This window comes from Saprospiraceae bacterium (assembly GCA_016712145.1).
GTDB lineage: Bacteria > Bacteroidota > Bacteroidia > Chitinophagales > Saprospiraceae > Vicinibacter.
Genome location: JADJRO010000001.1, coordinates 346888 through 365040 on the forward strand (window position 1 = coordinate 346888; position 18153 = coordinate 365040).

16 protein-coding genes, 1 tRNA gene and 2 pseudogenes are annotated in these 18153 nt (G+C 35.4%); 2 read left to right on the plus strand and 17 right to left on the minus strand.

Annotated features, from left to right (window positions below; genetic code table 11):
- Window positions 1-19: 19 nt before the first annotated feature.
- A complete protein-coding gene (locus IPK91_01445) occupies window positions 20-802 on the minus strand; it encodes a hypothetical protein (GenBank protein ID MBK8295959.1) in 783 nt (260 codons plus the stop codon).
- A 213-nt stretch (window positions 803-1015) separates the two neighbouring features.
- Here IPK91_01445 and lepA point away from each other — a divergent pair, with 213 nt between their 5' ends.
- The gene (lepA, locus tag IPK91_01450) at window positions 1016-2809 is read left to right on the plus strand and encodes an elongation factor 4 (GenBank protein ID MBK8295960.1); all 1794 of its coding nucleotides are present in this window, start codon (window positions 1016-1018) and stop codon (window positions 2807-2809) included.
- Window positions 2810-2929: 120 nt separating this feature from the next.
- Here the strand turns inward: lepA and IPK91_01455 are convergent, their stop codons facing one another.
- From IPK91_01455 to IPK91_01520, 14 genes and pseudogenes are all read right to left on the minus strand, one after another.
- Window positions 2930-4633 carry a T9SS type A sorting domain-containing protein gene (locus tag IPK91_01455; protein ID MBK8295961.1) on the minus strand — a complete coding sequence of 568 codons (1704 nt, stop codon included), beginning with the start codon at window positions 4631-4633 and terminating at the stop codon, window positions 2930-2932.
- Window positions 4634-4741: 108 nt separating this feature from the next.
- Window positions 4742-5353 (minus strand): hypothetical protein, encoded by a 612-nt coding sequence (locus IPK91_01460; protein MBK8295962.1) that lies wholly within the window; start codon window positions 5351-5353, stop codon window positions 4742-4744.
- Between the two features lie 76 nt (window positions 5354-5429).
- Window positions 5430-6384: pseudogene (gene ftsY / locus IPK91_01465) on the minus strand (signal recognition particle-docking protein FtsY).
- 69 nt (window positions 6385-6453) lie between these two features.
- Window positions 6454-6630, minus strand: coding sequence for a DUF4295 domain-containing protein (locus IPK91_01470; protein ID MBK8295963.1), 177 nt, complete (start codon window positions 6628-6630; stop codon window positions 6454-6456).
- 2 nt (window positions 6631-6632) lie between these two features.
- On the minus strand, window positions 6633-6821 hold the full coding sequence (gene rpmG, locus IPK91_01475; GenBank protein MBK8295964.1) for a 50S ribosomal protein L33: 189 nt from the start codon (window positions 6819-6821) through the stop codon (window positions 6633-6635).
- Window positions 6822-6823: 2 nt separating this feature from the next.
- On the minus strand, window positions 6824-7060 hold the full coding sequence (rpmB, locus tag IPK91_01480) for a 50S ribosomal protein L28 (GenBank protein MBK8295965.1): 237 nt from the start codon (window positions 7058-7060) through the stop codon (window positions 6824-6826).
- A 29-nt stretch (window positions 7061-7089) separates the two neighbouring features.
- Window positions 7090-7163 (minus strand) — tRNA-Arg (locus IPK91_01485).
- A 51-nt stretch (window positions 7164-7214) separates the two neighbouring features.
- Window positions 7215-8075 carry a S8 family peptidase gene (locus IPK91_01490; protein ID MBK8295966.1) on the minus strand — a complete coding sequence of 287 codons (861 nt, stop codon included), beginning with the start codon at window positions 8073-8075 and terminating at the stop codon, window positions 7215-7217.
- Window positions 8076-8243: 168 nt separating this feature from the next.
- The gene (locus IPK91_01495) at window positions 8244-8804 is read right to left on the minus strand and encodes a hypothetical protein (GenBank protein ID MBK8295967.1); all 561 of its coding nucleotides are present in this window, start codon (window positions 8802-8804) and stop codon (window positions 8244-8246) included.
- Window positions 8804-9589, minus strand: a complete 786-nt coding sequence (locus IPK91_01500) for an ABC transporter substrate-binding protein (GenBank protein MBK8295968.1) — start codon at window positions 9587-9589, stop codon at window positions 8804-8806. Before IPK91_01500 ends, IPK91_01495 begins: the two co-directional genes overlap by 1 nt.
- Window positions 9586-10473, minus strand: coding sequence for a hypothetical protein (locus IPK91_01505; protein ID MBK8295969.1), 888 nt, complete (start codon window positions 10471-10473; stop codon window positions 9586-9588). Before IPK91_01505 ends, IPK91_01500 begins: the two co-directional genes overlap by 4 nt.
- Window positions 10474-12039, minus strand: coding sequence for a S26 family signal peptidase (locus tag IPK91_01510; GenBank protein MBK8295970.1), 1566 nt, complete (start codon window positions 12037-12039; stop codon window positions 10474-10476).
- Between the two features lie 131 nt (window positions 12040-12170).
- The gene (locus IPK91_01515) at window positions 12171-13640 is read right to left on the minus strand and encodes an AAA family ATPase (protein MBK8295971.1); all 1470 of its coding nucleotides are present in this window, start codon (window positions 13638-13640) and stop codon (window positions 12171-12173) included.
- Window positions 13624-14731 (minus strand): annotated as a pseudogene (locus IPK91_01520) (hypothetical protein). The gene IPK91_01515 and the pseudogene IPK91_01520 overlap by 17 nt, the downstream one beginning before the upstream one ends.
- A 126-nt stretch (window positions 14732-14857) precedes the next feature.
- On the opposite strand from IPK91_01520, the gene IPK91_01525 reads away from it, so the two are divergent.
- Window positions 14858-17092: a carboxypeptidase-like regulatory domain-containing protein gene (locus IPK91_01525; protein MBK8295972.1), complete on the plus strand. Its 2235-nt coding sequence runs from the start codon at window positions 14858-14860 to the stop codon at window positions 17090-17092.
- Between the two features lie 16 nt (window positions 17093-17108).
- On the opposite strand, the gene IPK91_01530 is transcribed toward IPK91_01525, so the two are convergent.
- The gene (locus IPK91_01530) at window positions 17109-17525 is read right to left on the minus strand and encodes a cytochrome c (GenBank protein ID MBK8295973.1); all 417 of its coding nucleotides are present in this window, start codon (window positions 17523-17525) and stop codon (window positions 17109-17111) included.
- On the minus strand, window positions 17512-18147 hold the full coding sequence (locus IPK91_01535; GenBank protein MBK8295974.1) for an SCO family protein: 636 nt from the start codon (window positions 18145-18147) through the stop codon (window positions 17512-17514). Before IPK91_01535 ends, IPK91_01530 begins: the two co-directional genes overlap by 14 nt.
- Window positions 18148-18153 lie beyond the last annotated feature (6 nt).

An 18153-nucleotide genomic window follows, 5' to 3' on the forward strand; every position in this document is an offset into this window, starting at 1 on the left:
AATCCTAAGCTAATGTGTTTTAGTATGCGTGGTATTCTTTTCCGCTTCCGAGATTAATTTTGTAACCTACCAAATTATTATATTTTTCTGCAAGATCACTGAAAAGTAAATCCAATTCGTCATTGGTTTTAGAATGAAAATAATAGAATTTTAAATAATTGCCAACAATTCCTGGATCGGTTTTAAAGAGTATCAAGTTATTATCAGTAATAGTAAAATAAGAATAAAAACCAGGGTCAAGTCTATGCGTTAAGCAATCGAATTCAACTTCTTTTTTAAAACTATTCATTAAGCTTTCAGAAGTGGGCTCTTTGGATTTAGGGTATGCGTATCCCCAAATTAAATTAGTTGGAATTTTAAATGTTTGTTGATAGGTATTGTTTAAACCGGTCCCTCCTAAAATTACTATTTGATAGTGTTTATCCAAAATATAAACTCTGCACTTAATTACAGATGCAGAACCTAAAGAAACAGTAACATCCAGACTATCTGAAAAGATGGGAAGTGGAATTAATGAACTGAGTAAGTACTTTCTCTCATAACAGCTGTTTGCTTTGTAGGTATCCAGAATTTCTATATTCAAGCTAAAGCTATCCAGTGTCTCATTATAAACTAGGGTATCATCTTGGCAATAAGTACTTGTAAGAGAGGCTATTTCTAAATATAAATGCCGGTTTTCGTTAGCTTGAATTTGCTCAACAATAGAAACGCTAAACTCAGACGGAATTTTAATAAAATTCTCTTCCGGTTTCGAACAGGAGATCAAAAAGCTTAAAATCAGTAAAGAAACGAGTACCCTCATAATTAGTTTAATGATATGCAGGTTATACATTGATAACGTCTTGTTTGCATAAATGCTGCTTAAAGGCCTAAAAATCAGGATTTATTATTAAATTTCCAGTGTTTTTTGAGAATTCTAGCTTAAAAGACTCTTAAATATTAATCCTTTGATAATCTTAAACTAAAATCTGAAAAGGAGGCCTGATAGCGCTAATTTCGCGCTGATTTTTGAATTATGGAGCTAATAAGAAATTTTTGTGTCATTGCCCATATTGATCATGGCAAGAGTACTTTATCGGATCGATTGTTGGAATTTACCAAAACGATCTCAGCGCGGGATATGCAAAATCAAGCCTTGGATGACATGGATTTGGAGCGTGAGCGCGGGATAACCATCAAGGCACACGCGATTCAACTAGACTATGAGCATACCGATGGCAAACGCTATGTATTTAATTTGATTGATACCCCCGGGCACGTAGATTTTTCATATGAGGTTTCCAGGTCGATTGCAGCTTGTGAAGGTGCTTTGTTATTAATCGATGCTACTCAAGGAATTCAGGCACAGACCATCTCAAATTTATATCTGGCCATAGAGCATAACCTGGAAATTATTCCCATTTTGAATAAAATTGATATGGAAAGTGCCATGGTGGATCAGGTGAGTGATCAGGTAATTGATTTAATTGGTTGTTCAAAAGAGGATATTGTTTTGGCAAGTGGCAAAACGGGGCAAGGTGTTCCAGATATTATGCACGCGATCGTCAATCGAATTCCAGCACCCAAAGGAAATCCAGAGGGTCCACTCCAAGCTTTAATTTTTGATTCTGTTTTTAATTCTTTTCGGGGAATTATAATCTATTATCGTATTATAAATGGCACTTTGAAAAAAGGAGACCGGGTGAAATTTTTTAATACAGGAGGCGAGTATGAGGCAGAAGAAGTTGGGATTCTACGCATGACGCTCTTTGCAAAAAAAGAAATTGGATGTGGGGATGTTGGATATATTATTACAGGTATTAAAGATGTTAAAGAGGTAAAAGTAGGAGATACCTTAACGAAAGCATCAAACCCATGCACTGAAAGTATAAAAGGTTTTGAAGAGGTAAAGCCAATGGTATTTGCTGGTATTTACCCAGTTGAAAATGAATATTTTGAAGATTTAAGAGATAGTTTAGAAAAATTAAGACTCAATGACTCTTCATTGGTGTATGAGCCAGAAACTTCAATTGCCTTAGGCTTTGGATTCAGATGCGGTTTTTTAGGCATGTTGCATCTTGAAATTATTCAAGAAAGGCTGTCTCGCGAGTTTAATCAAGAAGTAATCACAACGGTTCCAAACGTATCTTATAAAGCCCTTACGACCAAACAGGAATTGTTGATCATCAACACACCAAATGATCTTCCAGAACCCAATTATCTGGAATATGTGGAGGAACCCTATATCCAGGCACAAATAATTACAATGCCTGATTATATCGGGCCAATTATCAAATTGTGTATGGACAAGCGAGGCATCCTTACAAAGCAACATTACCTGACTACCTATCGGGTAGAGCTTATGTTTGAAATGCCACTTGCTGAAATTGTATTTGACTTTTATGATCGCCTTAAATCTATGACCAAAGGCTATGCTTCATTTGATTACCATCCGATCGATTATCGCAAATCGGATTTGGTTAAATTGGACATCAAATTGAATGGGGACAATGTAGATGCTTTGACAGCACTGGTACACCGATCCAAAGCAGAATCAGTAGGCCGAAGAATGTGTTCGAAATTAAAAGAAATTTTACCTAAACACCAATTCGTAATTGCAATACAAGCTGCTATTGGTGGAAAAATTATTGCTCGTGAAACAATTTCAGCCATGCGAAAAGATGTAACCGCCAAGTGTTATGGTGGGGACATCAGCCGTAAACGAAAATTGCTTGAAAAACAAAAGGAAGGCAAGAAAAAGATGCGACAAATCGGAAGCATTGATGTGCCTCAAAAAGCATTTTTAGATGTACTAAAGCTTGATGAATAAATTCAAGATCCTTCAAAGATCCTTTATAATCTGTTTTTATACCTATTTAATAGGCCTCTCGCGGGGTATTAAACATGGATTATAAAAATTGAGGTTTTACCTTAATAGTATTTAAATCTCTTAATGTTTAATAATTTTAATTACTTTTTGATCGTATGCATTTCCAATCTTCAATAGATAAATTCCAGATTGTAATTCGCTGGTTTCTATTGAAAGTTCTTGATCAAGCAGTCCTTGAGCGATAATCCTTCCACTTAAGTTTAATATTTGATAATTTGATTGCTCGTTTACATTGCATGAAATATGCAATAAGTTTGAAAATGGAATAGGGTAGACTGCTACATTTAATGGAGTAGCATGGTTTGTTTTTGTAATTAATTTAATGGAATAAGGCCCATATTCAAAGACGCAATTATTTCGGAATGCTTTAATTAAATAGAATCCCGCCGCTAAGTCTGTACCTGTATTATTAATTCGCTCAAGTGTATTTGCGTCATAAACAATAAATGAATCGATTGCATTAAAAAATGGTTTCAATTTTCCATCGCGGGCGTTTAATGCTGATTCATCAAAAATTTGAATTGAATCCAACTGAACGAGCCGTCCCGGATAAATTATAGTGTCTTTATAAGTTTGAGTACAGGAGCTGATTTCAAAAGCATTGATTCTGAATTCAGGGTCATTTGTTATGGTATATATTAAACTGGTATCTCGAAATAAGTTTAAGGTATCCGACTTGTAAATTAATGAATAAGGACCTCCGTTTTTATTGCTGATATGAATGTATTGATACAGGGTATCTCCACTGCATAGACTAAAGTAACTGGTGTCTAAACGGATTTCAATTGGATTTTGTACGCGAACTATAAAGCTGTCAATTGTTTTATTGCCTGAATTGTCAATAGCCTGATATTTCAAAATGGTTTCTCCAATTGGAAATAAAGTACCTGGTTCGGGGCCACTCAGTTTTTTAAATTCAAGTATCGAACAATTATCTGATGCACTAATTGTTGGCACGGTTATATTGCAACTGTAAAATAAAGTATCAGGCCATTTATTGATGATCGGTTTAAAGGTATCTGATACTGTGATAAAAAAAGTGTCTTTTATTATATTGCCACTTTGATCCATGGCCTGCATAATGTATGCGCTTTTACCTAACTGATTGCAACGCAATGTGTCAATAAAAAGAATGGCAATTGGATTGGCATCACAGTTATCTGTAAGGGTTTCAATAAAATTGCTGCTATTTGGGATTGCAATGCCTTGCTCTTGGTTAAGATAGATCGTCCCATCTTTAGTTATTAGTTGAGGTGCGATGCTATCAATTGATTTTAATTCATAACTTTTTAAAGTATTGCAATTTTTAGTATCCGTAATGGTAAGTTTATAAATGCCCGTTTTTAATTTGGTTAAATTGGTTCCGGTATCATTTGTATTCCATTTATATTTATAGGGAGGATTTCCTCCGCTTACTAGTATTTTAATTGCCCCATTGGAATCTAATGGGCACGTTGGATTTATGAATACAGGTGTGGCTACCGTAAATGTATCTGGTTCAGTAATGGTAAACGTACTGCTGGAGCTGCATGTGTTATTGTCCATTACAGTAACCGTATATTGACCGGCTCTTAATCCATTCGGACTGCCAGAGGAATAAACAATGGTATAAGGTTGCACGCCACCACTTACACTGGTTGTTACCGCACCGTCGCGGCCACCAGGACAACTTACGTTTCGGGTTATTTGCACGACGTGATTGAGTTGACTTGGTTGTGTTAATGCTACTGAAGTAGATGCCGTTGCCCCAACATTGTCCGTCACAGTGATTCTATAGCTCCCAAAACCAACATTTGATAATTGGTTTGTGGTTTCGCCATTTGACCATGCATAACTATATGGAGTTGAATCACCGGCTGCAGTTGCAGTTGCTTAACCATCCATGCCACCAAAGCAGGATATATTTTTCTTACCGGTAATACTAACCGAAAGTGGATTTCCACCACCCATCATGGTACCGGATTTTGAAGCAAAAATGATATTGTCACCGCCAGTTCCACCTGTTCCGTTTGCTAAATTTGCGGCATAATATAAGGTTATAACCGTTCCATTTGGACCATTTGGGGAGGTCCAATTAAAATTCCACGATACAGAATTTCCAGAAAATGCTTTAGCGCCTCTATGATCAAGATACTCTCTTCCATTTGATGTTGAGGTGCCGGTTTCGGAATTAACCTGTGCAAGATCACCTGAATTAACATTGGATTCATTTACGGCTACAATTTGAAAGCCACCAATTGCAGGGGAGCCCATTGTGGCATTTACTGTATAGGTAATCCCATAGGTAGTATTTGGTAATATAGTACTTGGAAAGCCTGTGATGACAATATCTCCATCAAATGAACCACCACCATGGCAATTGCTGCATAATCCATCAAAAGGAGCTCCTGTATTTCTATCAGGTGGGTTGCTAGAATTAGAAAGAAACAATATCAGGCAGCCAAATATAAATGGGATATAGAATAAGCGATTTCGAAATTTCATAAACGTAATTGTTAAAAAATCAGAACAATAATACAATGCGAAATGCAGTATTTAAAAATTTTAACTAATATCGAATTCAATGTGAAAAGAGAAGATTTACAAAAGCTTTAATATTAAAAACCTGCAATTGATCGATTTGCTCTCCAACGCCAATGTATTTGATAGGAATTTTAAATTGATCTGTAATTCCAAGAGCAACGCCACCCTTAGCCGTACCATCAAGTTTTGTCAAAACCAATCCACTTACCTGGGCAGTATTTGTGAAATGACGACATTGCTCGATTGCATTTTGTCCCGTCGTTGCATCCAAAACCAGGAGCACTTCATGTGGAGCGCCTGGCAATGACTTGCTAATGGATCGGGTTATTTTAGACAGTTCATGCATTAAATTAATTTTTGTATGCAATCGTCCTGCGGTATCAATAATTACTACATCTGTTTTATCAATTAGCGCTTTCTGAGTGGCTTCATATGCAACGGCTGAGGGATCGGCTCCCATGCCTTTTGAAAAGAAAGAACAACCGACCCGGTCAGCCCAAATGTTCAATTGGTTTTCTGCAGCTGCCCGAAAAGTATCTCCAGCTGCAATCATCACAGATTTACCTTGCTTTTTAAATTGATAAGCTAATTTTCCGATCGTAGTGGTTTTTCCAACACCATTTACACCCACTACTAATATAATATATGGATGCTCAGGTCCACTTTGAAAATCATCGAGATCGCTTGTTTTATTTTCTGTTAAGAGAATTCCGATTTCATCTTTTAATAATTCATTTAACTGAGCAACCCCAACATATTTGTCGGTTTTAACTCGCTTTTGAATTCTTTCAATTATTTTAATGGTGGTATCTAATCCCACATCTGAACTTATAAGTATTTGTTCGAGTTCATCGAGAAAGTCATCATCAATATGACTCTTGCCTGCAATGGCTTTAGTTATTTTACCAAAAAAAACCTTCACGGGTTTTATGGATGCCTTTCGTAAGATCCTGTTCAACTTCTTTGCTAAAAAATTTATCAAAAAACCCCATGTAGTAATATTAAATAAAAAAGAAGCCCTGGTGTAGAGCTTCTTTATATAAATTTAGATTAGACACTAATTATTTCGATTGTTCGAAAAAATCCTTCACTTTATCTTTATGAACGATTAATTCTTTATAGGTGTATTTACCTGTAACTGGATCTTTAATGGATTTAATCACTTTCACATGATCTCTTCCGGAACCTGCATTTGCTGCCCGCTGGGCAACCCGCGCGTTTTTAGATACTTTAGCCATGCTTATTTAATTTCTTTATGAACAGTATATTTTTTTAAAATAGGATTAAACTTTTTTAATTCAAGTCTATCCGGTGTGTTCTTGCGGTTTTTTTGAGTAATATATCTGGAAGTACCCGGCAATCCACTTGTTTTATGCTCGGTGCATTCCAATATAATCTGCTGTCTATTGCCTTTTGCTCTCTTTGCCATGATTAATTATTTTGAACTTTTTTAGCCAGTTTTTTCATGTAAGCATACAAACCTAATTTATCGATGGTCCGCAATGCCTTTGCAGTAACTTTTAATTGAACCCATTCATTGGTTTCAGGCACAAAAAATGATTTGCGCTGAAGATTTGGGTTAAACCGTCTGCGGGACTTCCGGTTGGAGTGGGATACATTATTCCCATACATGGGTTTTGTACCTGTTAAATCACATACCTTAGACATATTTCCTTTATTCTTTTAATTGCTAATTGTGACTCCGTAAGGATTCAAACCTTAAACCTCCTGATCCGTAGTCAGGTGCTCTATTCAATTGAGCTACGGAGCCTTTCAAAAAACAGAGGGCAAAATTAGGCATTTTTTACGAAAATAAAAGTTATTAAATTTTTATTAGGCTTTTTACCCATTTTTGGCCCTTTCCATCCACTCTAAGATGATAAACGCCAGGAGCATAAGCGCTTATATCTGTCTGAAATGTGTTATAATTATCAGGTACAAAATTAATATCCCAATCATCCAGTATGCGGCCTAAATTATCATAAAGTTGTAAGTGATAGGTTCCAAATTGACTCGGATTAAATTTAATCAGAATGTTTCCAGTTGTTAAGTTGTTTAAAATCAATAAGATATCTAATTTTATGGTTGAATCACTGCAATAGTTGTTGAGGTATTGCAATGCGGTCAAGGCATTAATTCGTTTACCAGTTGCCGTGATGTTTTTTAATGTACTAAGCTCATCTCCACAGGATAACACAATTTCTTTCATCGCTTTGGCTGCCAAAGCAGGGTCTGTTTTGTTTAGGATATTTATTTTCGAGCAAAACTGATAAAGCAAGGAAATGAGTCCAGCCACATGTGGGCTTGCAAAAGAGGTTCCCGATTCTTCGGTAATTAAACCTGATATTCCAACCATCGGGATGCTTTCGCCGCAGGCCCCAAGGTCCACATGGGTTTGATTGTAACCAGATTCCGTGACTTTTCTGTCATACCGGTCGGTATTCGTCACACAAATCATATATTCACTAGGGCATAAGCCGGGGATGTCGCCGGTTATTCCAATATCGTCGTTACTATTGACTGTTGCCACTGAATTTAAAATACCAACACTCCCAAGGCTGTCGTATGCTTGACATACAATGGGTAGATCCATTGGAAATGTCCCGTTGAAACCAGCTGACAAATTGCTGCTGACGATAAAAGCACCTTTTTTGCCACCTGAATTCAAATAGTCCCGTTTCATTTTAACAAAATAATGGTAACATTTAACCAATTCATTTGAATTGTCAGCAGAACAAAGCAAGATCTTAATATTTTGATTGGTCCCCGTGATTCCTAATGTATTATTGCCTTTGGCCCCAATTACAGATATAACTTCAGTTCCATGATTATCCGGACTGTGGTTGTCTCCTTAAGATGATCTTTGGGCATTGAGCCCATAATAGTCGTCCCGATAACCATTAAAATCATCGTCCAAGCCATTGTCTGGTATTTCTAACCGATTGATAAATACATTGGGTAAAATATCATTTAACCAATAACTAAATCCATTATCAATTGCTGCAACAACCAAGGTATCACCAGTAGCAGAAATGCCATTTGATTTATAACACCAGATTTCATCAAATTTCATTTTCTCCATATTGTATTGGGCGAGATATGCGGAATCATTTGGATTGCAACCTCTGGAATTCATTTTATAAACAGCTTGAAATTGTTGAATATTTTCTTGTTTGTTTAGCCAATTTAATTCTTCAGTCCGGGTCATCGTTTCATTAAATTCAAGGCTTGCGACTGTATAAAATTCATTAAGATATATAACAGATTTTAATGGGGAATGACTGGTTAAATTTTGTCCAAAACCTTGATTGGAGTGATCCGATTTAAAACTAACAGTATACTGGTGAGGAACCATTAAGTTTTGACCATTTAACCAATAAATAGATAGTAGGGTAATTACCATTGTTTTCATTAGATGCTATTTAATGTGCCTTTCAAGGCTTTAAGATAGGCAAAACTTTTATATAGAAATGAGCCATACCAGGAAAACATTTTTCCATCAACCAAAACACAGGATGCCTTTCTAAACTCATCAAAATGCTTGTTACTAAAAGGGTAAGGTTCTGATGAAAGGAAAATGAGATCTGGATTTACTTGCTGAATCATTTCAATACTAACAATTGGATATCGATCCAAGTGGCCGAAACAATTTATAAATCCAGTGTCATTAAGAAAGGAATTTATAAACGTATTCTTGCCAGCAGCCATGTAGGGATCTTTCCAAATCAAATAAACGATTCTTAAGGGTTTTTCATTTTGTGCGTCAATGATATATTTTTTATATGCCTCAGATATTTTAAAAATCCAATTATCCGCGATAGCAACTTGGTTGCAAAGAATTCCTAGTTCCTGCATCATTTGATACATAGAAGAGAGGTCATTTACATCGGTTAGGTATATATCAAACTCTTTAGCTAAATCCTCTATGGCTTCTTTGGTGTTTTCTTCACGATTTGCAACGATTAAATCTGGTTTAATTTGTCTAATGCGTTGAAGCCATGGGTTTTTTGTACCTCCAACTCGATTTGGAATTGATTTTACGGTATCTGGGATTTCACAAAATTTACTGATCCCAACAACTGAATTTGAATCAATGAGTTCATAGAGATACCAGCTAATAGATGGCACTAAACTTACAATGTTGTTTTTAGGTTTTGAAAATAAATTTAAATTGATTGTTCCTTGATAAAATATCATGAAGCATTCCTGTTAACCAACACAAGTCTGTTTCCAAATAAGGCAATCCTCCCAATGTTTGTTATATTAAGAGTCTTTAAATCTGTTAGAATGCTCCAGGTTCCTGATTCATTTAAGCGAAGGATACTGCTTTTATTTGCACAAATTAGTTGTTGATTACTATTAATTACAAAATCTTCAACCCCTGGAGGCATCTTTGCAATTGTTTTAGATTTTTCAGTGTCTATGTTATAAGATTTTAAAACCCAATGGTCTTCAGTTATTTTGTGAACAAAGTATATTTCATTTAAATTTACGACTTCAAAACACCGTCCTATGGATGATGCAAATATTTTCCGGGTTCGATCTAGTTCGGAGTAAATACTCAGGACATGAGGTTCTTGTACTAAATAACAAACCCAGGTTTTGTTTTTTAAATACCTGTAGTACCCAATTTTTGAATGATCTTTAGTTATAAATTTAACTTGCTTTCCATTGCTTGCGTTTAATATTACAAGATTTTGAATTGTAGAATCATTTTCAGGAACCTTAACACAGCTAATTTCTTCTGAATTTTCAGGATAGACTCTTGGCGAATATTCACTAGAAGCCGAATTGGTAATGTTAGTAGCTGTTTTATTTAATAAATCAAATTTATAAATTTCGGTATTGTTATTTTCTGGCTTTCGAATACAGGCAAGTAAATGATTGTTGTCAATAAAATAAGGTTGATTATTGTATCCGGTAGGATTCAAAGCACTCAAATAATTTATTTTAGTTATAATCCAATTGGAATCCAATGGATTTTTAATATCCAATAAATACAAAGATGAACCAGGCAATTGAGAAAAAAGGGAATTTCCAAAAGTCAAAATACCCAGGATCAAATTGTGCTTAAAATACATTTACATCTTATTTGTAGAAGTGAAGATTCGGTTCCAGTTTATTCCATCTGAGAAGTTGCCATTTTTCAAACTAAACCATATAAATAAAGGTTTTCCTACGACGTGGTCAAACGGAACAAATCCCCATGCTCTGGAATCTTCTGAATTATGTCGGTTATCTCCCATAGCCCAATAATAATCTTGTTTAAATGTGTATGTATCGGTTTGTTGTCCATTGATATAAATTTTTTGATCCCGAACCTCTAACTTGTTGTTTTCATAGACATTTATAATTCGATGATATAGTGCAAGGTTTTCAAGGCTTATTGGAATCTTTACATCTTTTTTTGGAATCCAAATAGGGCCATAATCATTAAAACTCCAATTTGGAAAATTGGTTACATCATATGGAAAGCAACGTTTGTCAGGATTCTCATAGGGTGTTGCCGTTACATCGGGCCCCATTGCTTTGATTTTAGCTAATTGAGCTTCATCTAAAAACATAATGCCATATTTAAAATAAGGATCCTTGGTATTTACACCCCAGCTTTCTAGCTTTTTAATGCTTAGATTACTGGTAGTCGAACTGACTTCATACATATATTGCATATGCTCAGGATTTTCTGCCATTTTACCATTTATGTATAATTGCCGGTCGATAATTTGTAAGCTATCACCTGGAATTGCAACGCATCGTTTAATGTAGTGGTCTTTTTTATCGAGTGGTCTTACAATTAAAGGCAAGCCTTTGCATTCTCTTGCAGCATCTGCTTGTGTTTTAACTTGAAAATCCGTCCAGCTTCTGTTCGGTGTAACATAAACGCTGTCGCCAACCGGCCAGTTAAAAACGAAGGGGTCATTTCTTTTTACAGATGTCAATGCAGGCAATCTAAAATAGGGAAGGGATGGTTTGGTAAAATAAGACTCCACATCTAATTTAGGAATTCGATTGTGCAACAAGGGAATCATCGCAACGGTCATTGGTGTCCGTATGCCATAATGTACCTTGCTTACAAATAGAAAGTCACCAACTTTAAGTGTGCCTTCCATAGAAGGAGTTGGAATCACATAGGCCTCTATGAAAAACATCCGAATAAATGCTGCGGCAAATACTGCAAAAATTATTGATTCAACCCATTCCCGAATTGCTCCTCGAGCATATTTATTAGTATTTCTTATTCTCTGTACACGTGCCCAATCTTTCCTTTTTTGGGCTTCGTGCATCTCATCTAAAAATTCTTTTTCTTTTGCAAAAGCTGGTTCGATAAATTTTATTGACTTATTTGTGCCAATTAACCAAAAAGCCAATAGTGCATAAACAACCGCTAAAGCTGAATCCCAGAAACTCATTTTTCCAAAAGATTTTACCATGTCTACACACATGGCCGCAAAAATGAAAAAATTGACAATCGGGAAAAGTAGCCACCAGGCATGGCGTGGAGATCGACCAATGAGTTTACACCATTCTGCAAAATTGATACCCGGTATCCAGGCTTTTGATGCATCAATGGATACTTTTTTAAACAGAATACTCAGGCTGAAGCACAATAAAACATAGCTTATCAATAAGAAAATAAGTATACTCACTCGAAAATATTAAATGGATTTCTAAATAGTTTTAATTCGATCACAAAGATAAATGAAATAACAGGGATTGAAAGCATTAAACGACCAGACATCCCAAGCTATAGAAATAAAGGCAAATTTAATCGTCCAGCTTAGTTGGTACTTAAATCCAGATCATTCAGCATACTAGCCAATTGATCCTTGTAAACAATCCGTTGATCTTGCCACTCTTTCTGGATAATATTGGATGCTGCAATAATGTGAAGCATACATTCTTTTAGAAATAAAATGTCATTTTTATCCTTGACTTTAAAAAAATCCTGTAGTTCAGGTATTTGAGATAGGCTTTCTTTGAATTTTAATTCAGAATCGTTTGTGCCTAAACTCACAGTATTGCCCTTGGTAAACCAATCACAAATCGTTTGATAGGGATTAATGGTCTTCTGTTTTCCTGTGTTAATGATTTTAGGAAATAATGGCTGGCATTGTTCAAGAATTGAATCATTGATCATGGCAAGGGCCACTTCATATGCTCCAATTTGTTCGCCCTCATAGACTAATTCCATTTTGCCTGTTATGGCTGGAACAATCGCAAGTAAATCTGCGATGCGGGCAGATCCCTTGAGTTCATTATTCATCAACATCCTTCTTTCAATGGTACTGTATAGCAATTCCAAAGCAGAAATACTTAGACGAGCAGAAACGCCGCTTTTTTCATCAACCATTTCACTATCTCTAGCTGTGAATGCAATTTGTTCCAAAATCTGCAACATTAATTTAGGGATATAAATACTCTTTCTTATATTTTCTGGAATGTGAGCTTCTTGCTGGCTTATCTGCAATGCTGTTTCAATATCTTCTGGATAGTGCGTAAGGATTTGGCTTTCTATCCGGTCTTTCAATGGGGTAATTATTGTTCCGCGTTGGGTGTAATCTTCGGGATTTGCAGTAAATATAAAAAACACATCCAGTGGAAGTTTAAATTTAAATCCTCGAATTTGCAAGTCACGTTCCTCTAAAATATTGAACAGGGCAACTTGAATTCTTGCTTGTAAATCTGGCAATTCGTTAATCACAAAGATTGATTGGTGCGAACGGGGAATTAAGCCAAAGTGAATTGCATATTCATCATCATAAGCAATGTTTTTCTGAGCAGCTTTTATTGGATCTATGTCACCAATCAGATCAGAAATGCTAACATCCGGGGTTGCCAATTTTTCAACATATCGTTGGCTTCTGTGAATCCAATCTATTGGACAATCATCTCCATGAATTGCAATCATTTCCTTTCCGTATTTGCTAATAGGATTAATCGGATTGTCATTGATTTCGCTTCCTTTAATAATTGGTATATATTCATCAAGCAATTGAATTAGTTGACGTGCCATCTTGGTTTTAGCTTGGCCCCGTAATCCCAGAAACAGAATATTGTGTCCACTTAAAACAGCGCGTTCAACATCCGGGATAACAGTCTGGTCATACCCGTAAATGCCGTTAAACAGACTCGTTTTAGTGCGAATTTTTGATATTAAATTTTGACGAAGTTCTTCTCGAATGCTTCGATAGGTATATTTACTTGCTTTTAATTCTTTTAGAGTGCTCGCTTTATCTTTTACTGCCATTTTTTCGTTTGTTGTTTTCATAATTTATTAAAATATGTTCTCCTAATCCATCGAGGTTTGTATACATTGCCTTGCCATTGGCTTCTTTAGAAAATTGCTCGACAAACTCAACCAGATAAGGATCCGAAGCAACCATGAAGGTTGTTAAATCTATTTTTTGTTTTCTGCATTTACGGGCAACCGCTAAGGTTCTGGAAACTATAAATCGATCCAATCCAAAAAGAGTTTTTGTAAAGCTCTTTTCCGCGTTTAATGCAACTCGGCTTTCCATCAGTTATCATCATGATATGTTTGTTGGATGATTTTCTCTTGTTAAGCAGCTCCAATGCCAGATTTAATCCGGCTACTGTGTTTGTGTGATAGGGACCCACTTCAAGATAAGGAATATCTTTCAATTCGATTTGCCAAGCTTCATCACCAAAAACTACAAAATCTAATTTGTCTTTTGGATAATATCGGTGAATCATTTCGGCCAAAGCAAGCGCTACTTTTTTAGCTGGACTGATTCGATCTTCTCCATATAAAATCATTGAATGCGAAATATCGATCATTAAGACGGTGCTGCATTGAGACTCATGGATGGATTCTTTAGAGATCAAATCCGATTCTTCAATTCTAAATGATTTTGAACCATGATTTATGAAGGCATTTTTAACAGATTCAAAAGCTTGTAGGTTTTGGAACAGATCTCCATACTCAAATGGTTTTAAAGAATCGGATGCTTCTTCTCCTGTGCCCGATTTTTTTAATTTGTGTTTTCCCGTAAGCCCTTTACGGAGTTTGCCAAAAATAGATTCAAAAGCATTTTTTCTTAAATCTAGCTCCAGTTTCTTGGTAGGACTGTATTGAATTTCTGGGTCGATTCCTTCTTTCAAATACCCATTTCGCTTTAATTCTTCAATAAAATCAGGCAAACCGTAGTTTGGTTCAAAAATATTGAAACGTTTATCAAGCTCATTCATCCACTCAAAAAGCGCATCCACCTGTCCTGAACTTGCAATAAAAAGTGCTCTAAAAATCTCTAAAAGCCTATCATACAAGCTTTTATTTGACAAATAGCCAGGGTCATAAAAAAACTGAATACCTTGAATTTTGGGTATTTTATCAAATGTCATGGAAGTCTAACAAGCAGAAACAGAAGATCGTTTACCCGCTTTCGTTAAATTCATTAATTAAAGAAATTGAAATTGTACTTTTGCAGACTAAATTTAGATTTAATGAGGTTTTGTTTGCTATTACTATGTATTCTATTTTGTAGTTCAATTTCCTTTTCTCAAAAGTCTGATATTCGGGGAAATGTGTACAACAAAATAACCGGAGAGCCATTGGCTTTCACCTCTGTGTATTTAGAAGGGACTTCCTACGGTGCGATTACGGATAATCTTGGGTTTTTTAATATTTCTTCGGTGGCAAAGGGAGATTACACCTTGGTAGCGAGTTATATTGGCTTTGACACCGTAAAAGTTGTGATATCGGTTAGAGGAAACCAAATTATCAATAAACAATTGGTAATGAGTGAATCTAGTACTTTATTAGGAGAGGTCAGTGTATCTGGCAAAAAGCAACAAGCGCGCACTGAAGTAAAAATTTCAACGTTAACAGTAACGCCTAAAGAAATTAAAGCATTGCCTTCAACAGGTGGTGAAGCAGATATAGCCCAATATTTACAAATTATTCCGGGTGTAATCAGTACAGGAGATCAGGGAGGGCAAATTTATATACGAGGAGGATCCCCGGTTCAGAACAGAATATTAATAGATGGGATGACGGTTTATAACCCGTTTCATTCCATTGGCATTTTTTCTGTTTTTGAAACGGAAGTGATACGTTCTGTTGATGTTTTGACCGGTGGATTTCCAGCAGAATATGGAGGGAGGGTTTCGGCTATTGTAGATATGAAGACCAGAGAAGGCAACAAGACCCGACTTTCAGGCATTGCTTCTGCCAGTCCATTTCTTGCAAAAGCATTAATTGAGGGACCTATTTCAAAATTTAAAGAGGGAAAAAGTGGTAGTACGTCCTTTTTGTTAACTGCTAAATCCTCTTTTATTGACCAAACCTCTAAAACACTCTACAAATATGCATTTGATACTTCGACCAACAGTCTGCCATTTAAGTTTACAGATTTTTATGGAAAGATATCTACTATTGGAAGCAATGGAAATTTTCTAAATTTTTTTGGATTTAATTTTAACGATCAGGTTGAATATGCTGGATTGGCTGATTTGGATTGGAATGCATCAGGAGGAGGAACCAATTTTAAATTGATTCCAGCCAACTCCAGTGTGATTGTAGGTGGAAACGTAGCATATTCAAAATATTTTATTAAATTAAACGAAATAAATTCTGAGCCAAGATCAAGTGAAATCAAAGGTGTTCAATCTAATATTGACTTCACATATTTTGCTAGGAATTCAGAATTTAAATATGGAATTGAATTTGATGCATTTAGTACAGATTTTAATTTTACTAATTTTCTGAAAATCCCGGTAAGTCAAAAAGACTATAATACGGAATTGGCAGGTTATTTTAAATATAGAAAGGCATTTAGAAAATGGGTTATTGATCCAAGTTTGAGATTTCAATATTATGCATCTTTAAAAAAGACTTCCGTCGAACCACGACTTGGATTAAAATACAATGTTGGAAATGATTTTAGAATAAAGGCTGCAGGAGGCATTTACACTCAAAACTTAATGAGTTCGGTAAGTGAACGAGATATTGTGAATTTATTTGTTGGATTTATCACAAGTCCTGATCTTATCAAAGCAAGCCATGCAGTTTTTGGATTTGAATTGGATTTGAATGAGAATACAGATGTCAATGTAGAAACTTATTATAAAAATTTTGATAAACTTTACCAGTTAAATCGAAATAAAAGGACTGTTGAAGAATCCAGTTATGCTATTGAAACTGGTGATGCATATGGTTTAGACATACTTGTAAAATCAAATTGGGTAAATTGGAGTGTTTGGTTGGGTTACTCGTTAGGCTATGTCAATAGAAATGATGGTAAGCAAGAATTTCCAGCATTATTTGATAGAAGGCACAATGCAAATTTGGTTTTAGATTATCAATTTGGACATAAAAATGTATGGCAGGCAGGGTTAAGATGGAATTTAGGTTCAGGCTTTGCATTTACCAAGATCCAGGGATTTATTGAAGATAATAAAATTCCAAAAGGACTTGAAACGGTTTTTGGTATTGAGAATGCCCCAATAGGTGTGATTTATTCAGATAAAATCAATTCAGGCAGACTTCCGTATTATCATAGATTGGATTTTTCTTTAAAGCGGAAAATAATAATCAGTAAAAATATTTATTGGGAAATCACAGCCGCGGTTACCAATGCTTATGATAGAAAAAATATTTTTTATTTTAACGTTATTGAAAACAGGCGCGTCAATCAATTGCCGGTGTTGCCATCATTGGTAGCCGCATTTCATTTTTAAATGATTGTTTAAAAATCTATTGAATTTTTCTTATTTCAGGGCAAGTCTTAAGTTGAGTTTCGATTTCCTGAATTGTAAATGCGTTCATTTTCCAGATTTGAGAATTCAGGTAATTTAAAATATTTGTTAGTTCAACCGCACTTAACTTTGGAATTGGTGGCATAGGTAAATCTGAATGCCTTAAGTTAAACTGTCCGGCAGGTGTTCCTATTCCTTGATGAATCCAGCAAGCTAAATGAGTTCGTTGAGTTTTGATATAGGCAGCATCTTTAAGTGAAGGATATAAATTGCCAAGCCCCTCAAATTGATCCCCATGACAACCGGCGCATTGTGTTGTAAAAAGTATTTTTCCTTCTTTATAAGTTTCAGTAGAATAATTGCATCCAAAAACCAAGAGCAGTATAGCACCAAAAAAAAGTTTATTTAGATTCATCCAAAAGAGTTTGTATATCTTTTATAAAACGATCTACGTCTTTGTCATCAGTGCCTAAACAATAGGACCTTAAGTGAAATTTTGAATCAGCGAGGAGGATCCAGCCACTGTGATCAAAACCACCTGGAGCGTCAGGATCTTCTGCGGCAATACTCATATATTTTTCTGAAATTTCCTTGATTTTTTCTTTGGTGGGGATGTGTAATAAATGAAATTGATCTAAAGGATGATTTAATTTATCGTAATAACTGTTAAGTTTTGGTACAGAATCTTTTCTAAAATCGATACTGAAATTAATAAAAACAAGCTGCTTATTTCCTTTAAAGTGATCAGCGATTCGCATCATGCTTCGAATCGTTTTAGGGCAAATTGTTGGGCATGAAGTGAAAAAGAAATTAGCAATATGTAATTTCTCTTTTAAGGAATCTTTAGTTATAAGTTGGCCAAATTGGTTCTCAAGTGCAAAATCAGGTGTTTTTGCATAGATTGTATCATTGTTCTCGAAAGTTCGTAAGCCCAATATAGGAAGCTTATCGTTTTTGCATGAGCTTAGTAAAAAAGAAAGAGTCAACGTAACTATCCACGTGGATTGATTCAAAAGTTTATGAAATTGAGTGTACATACAGAT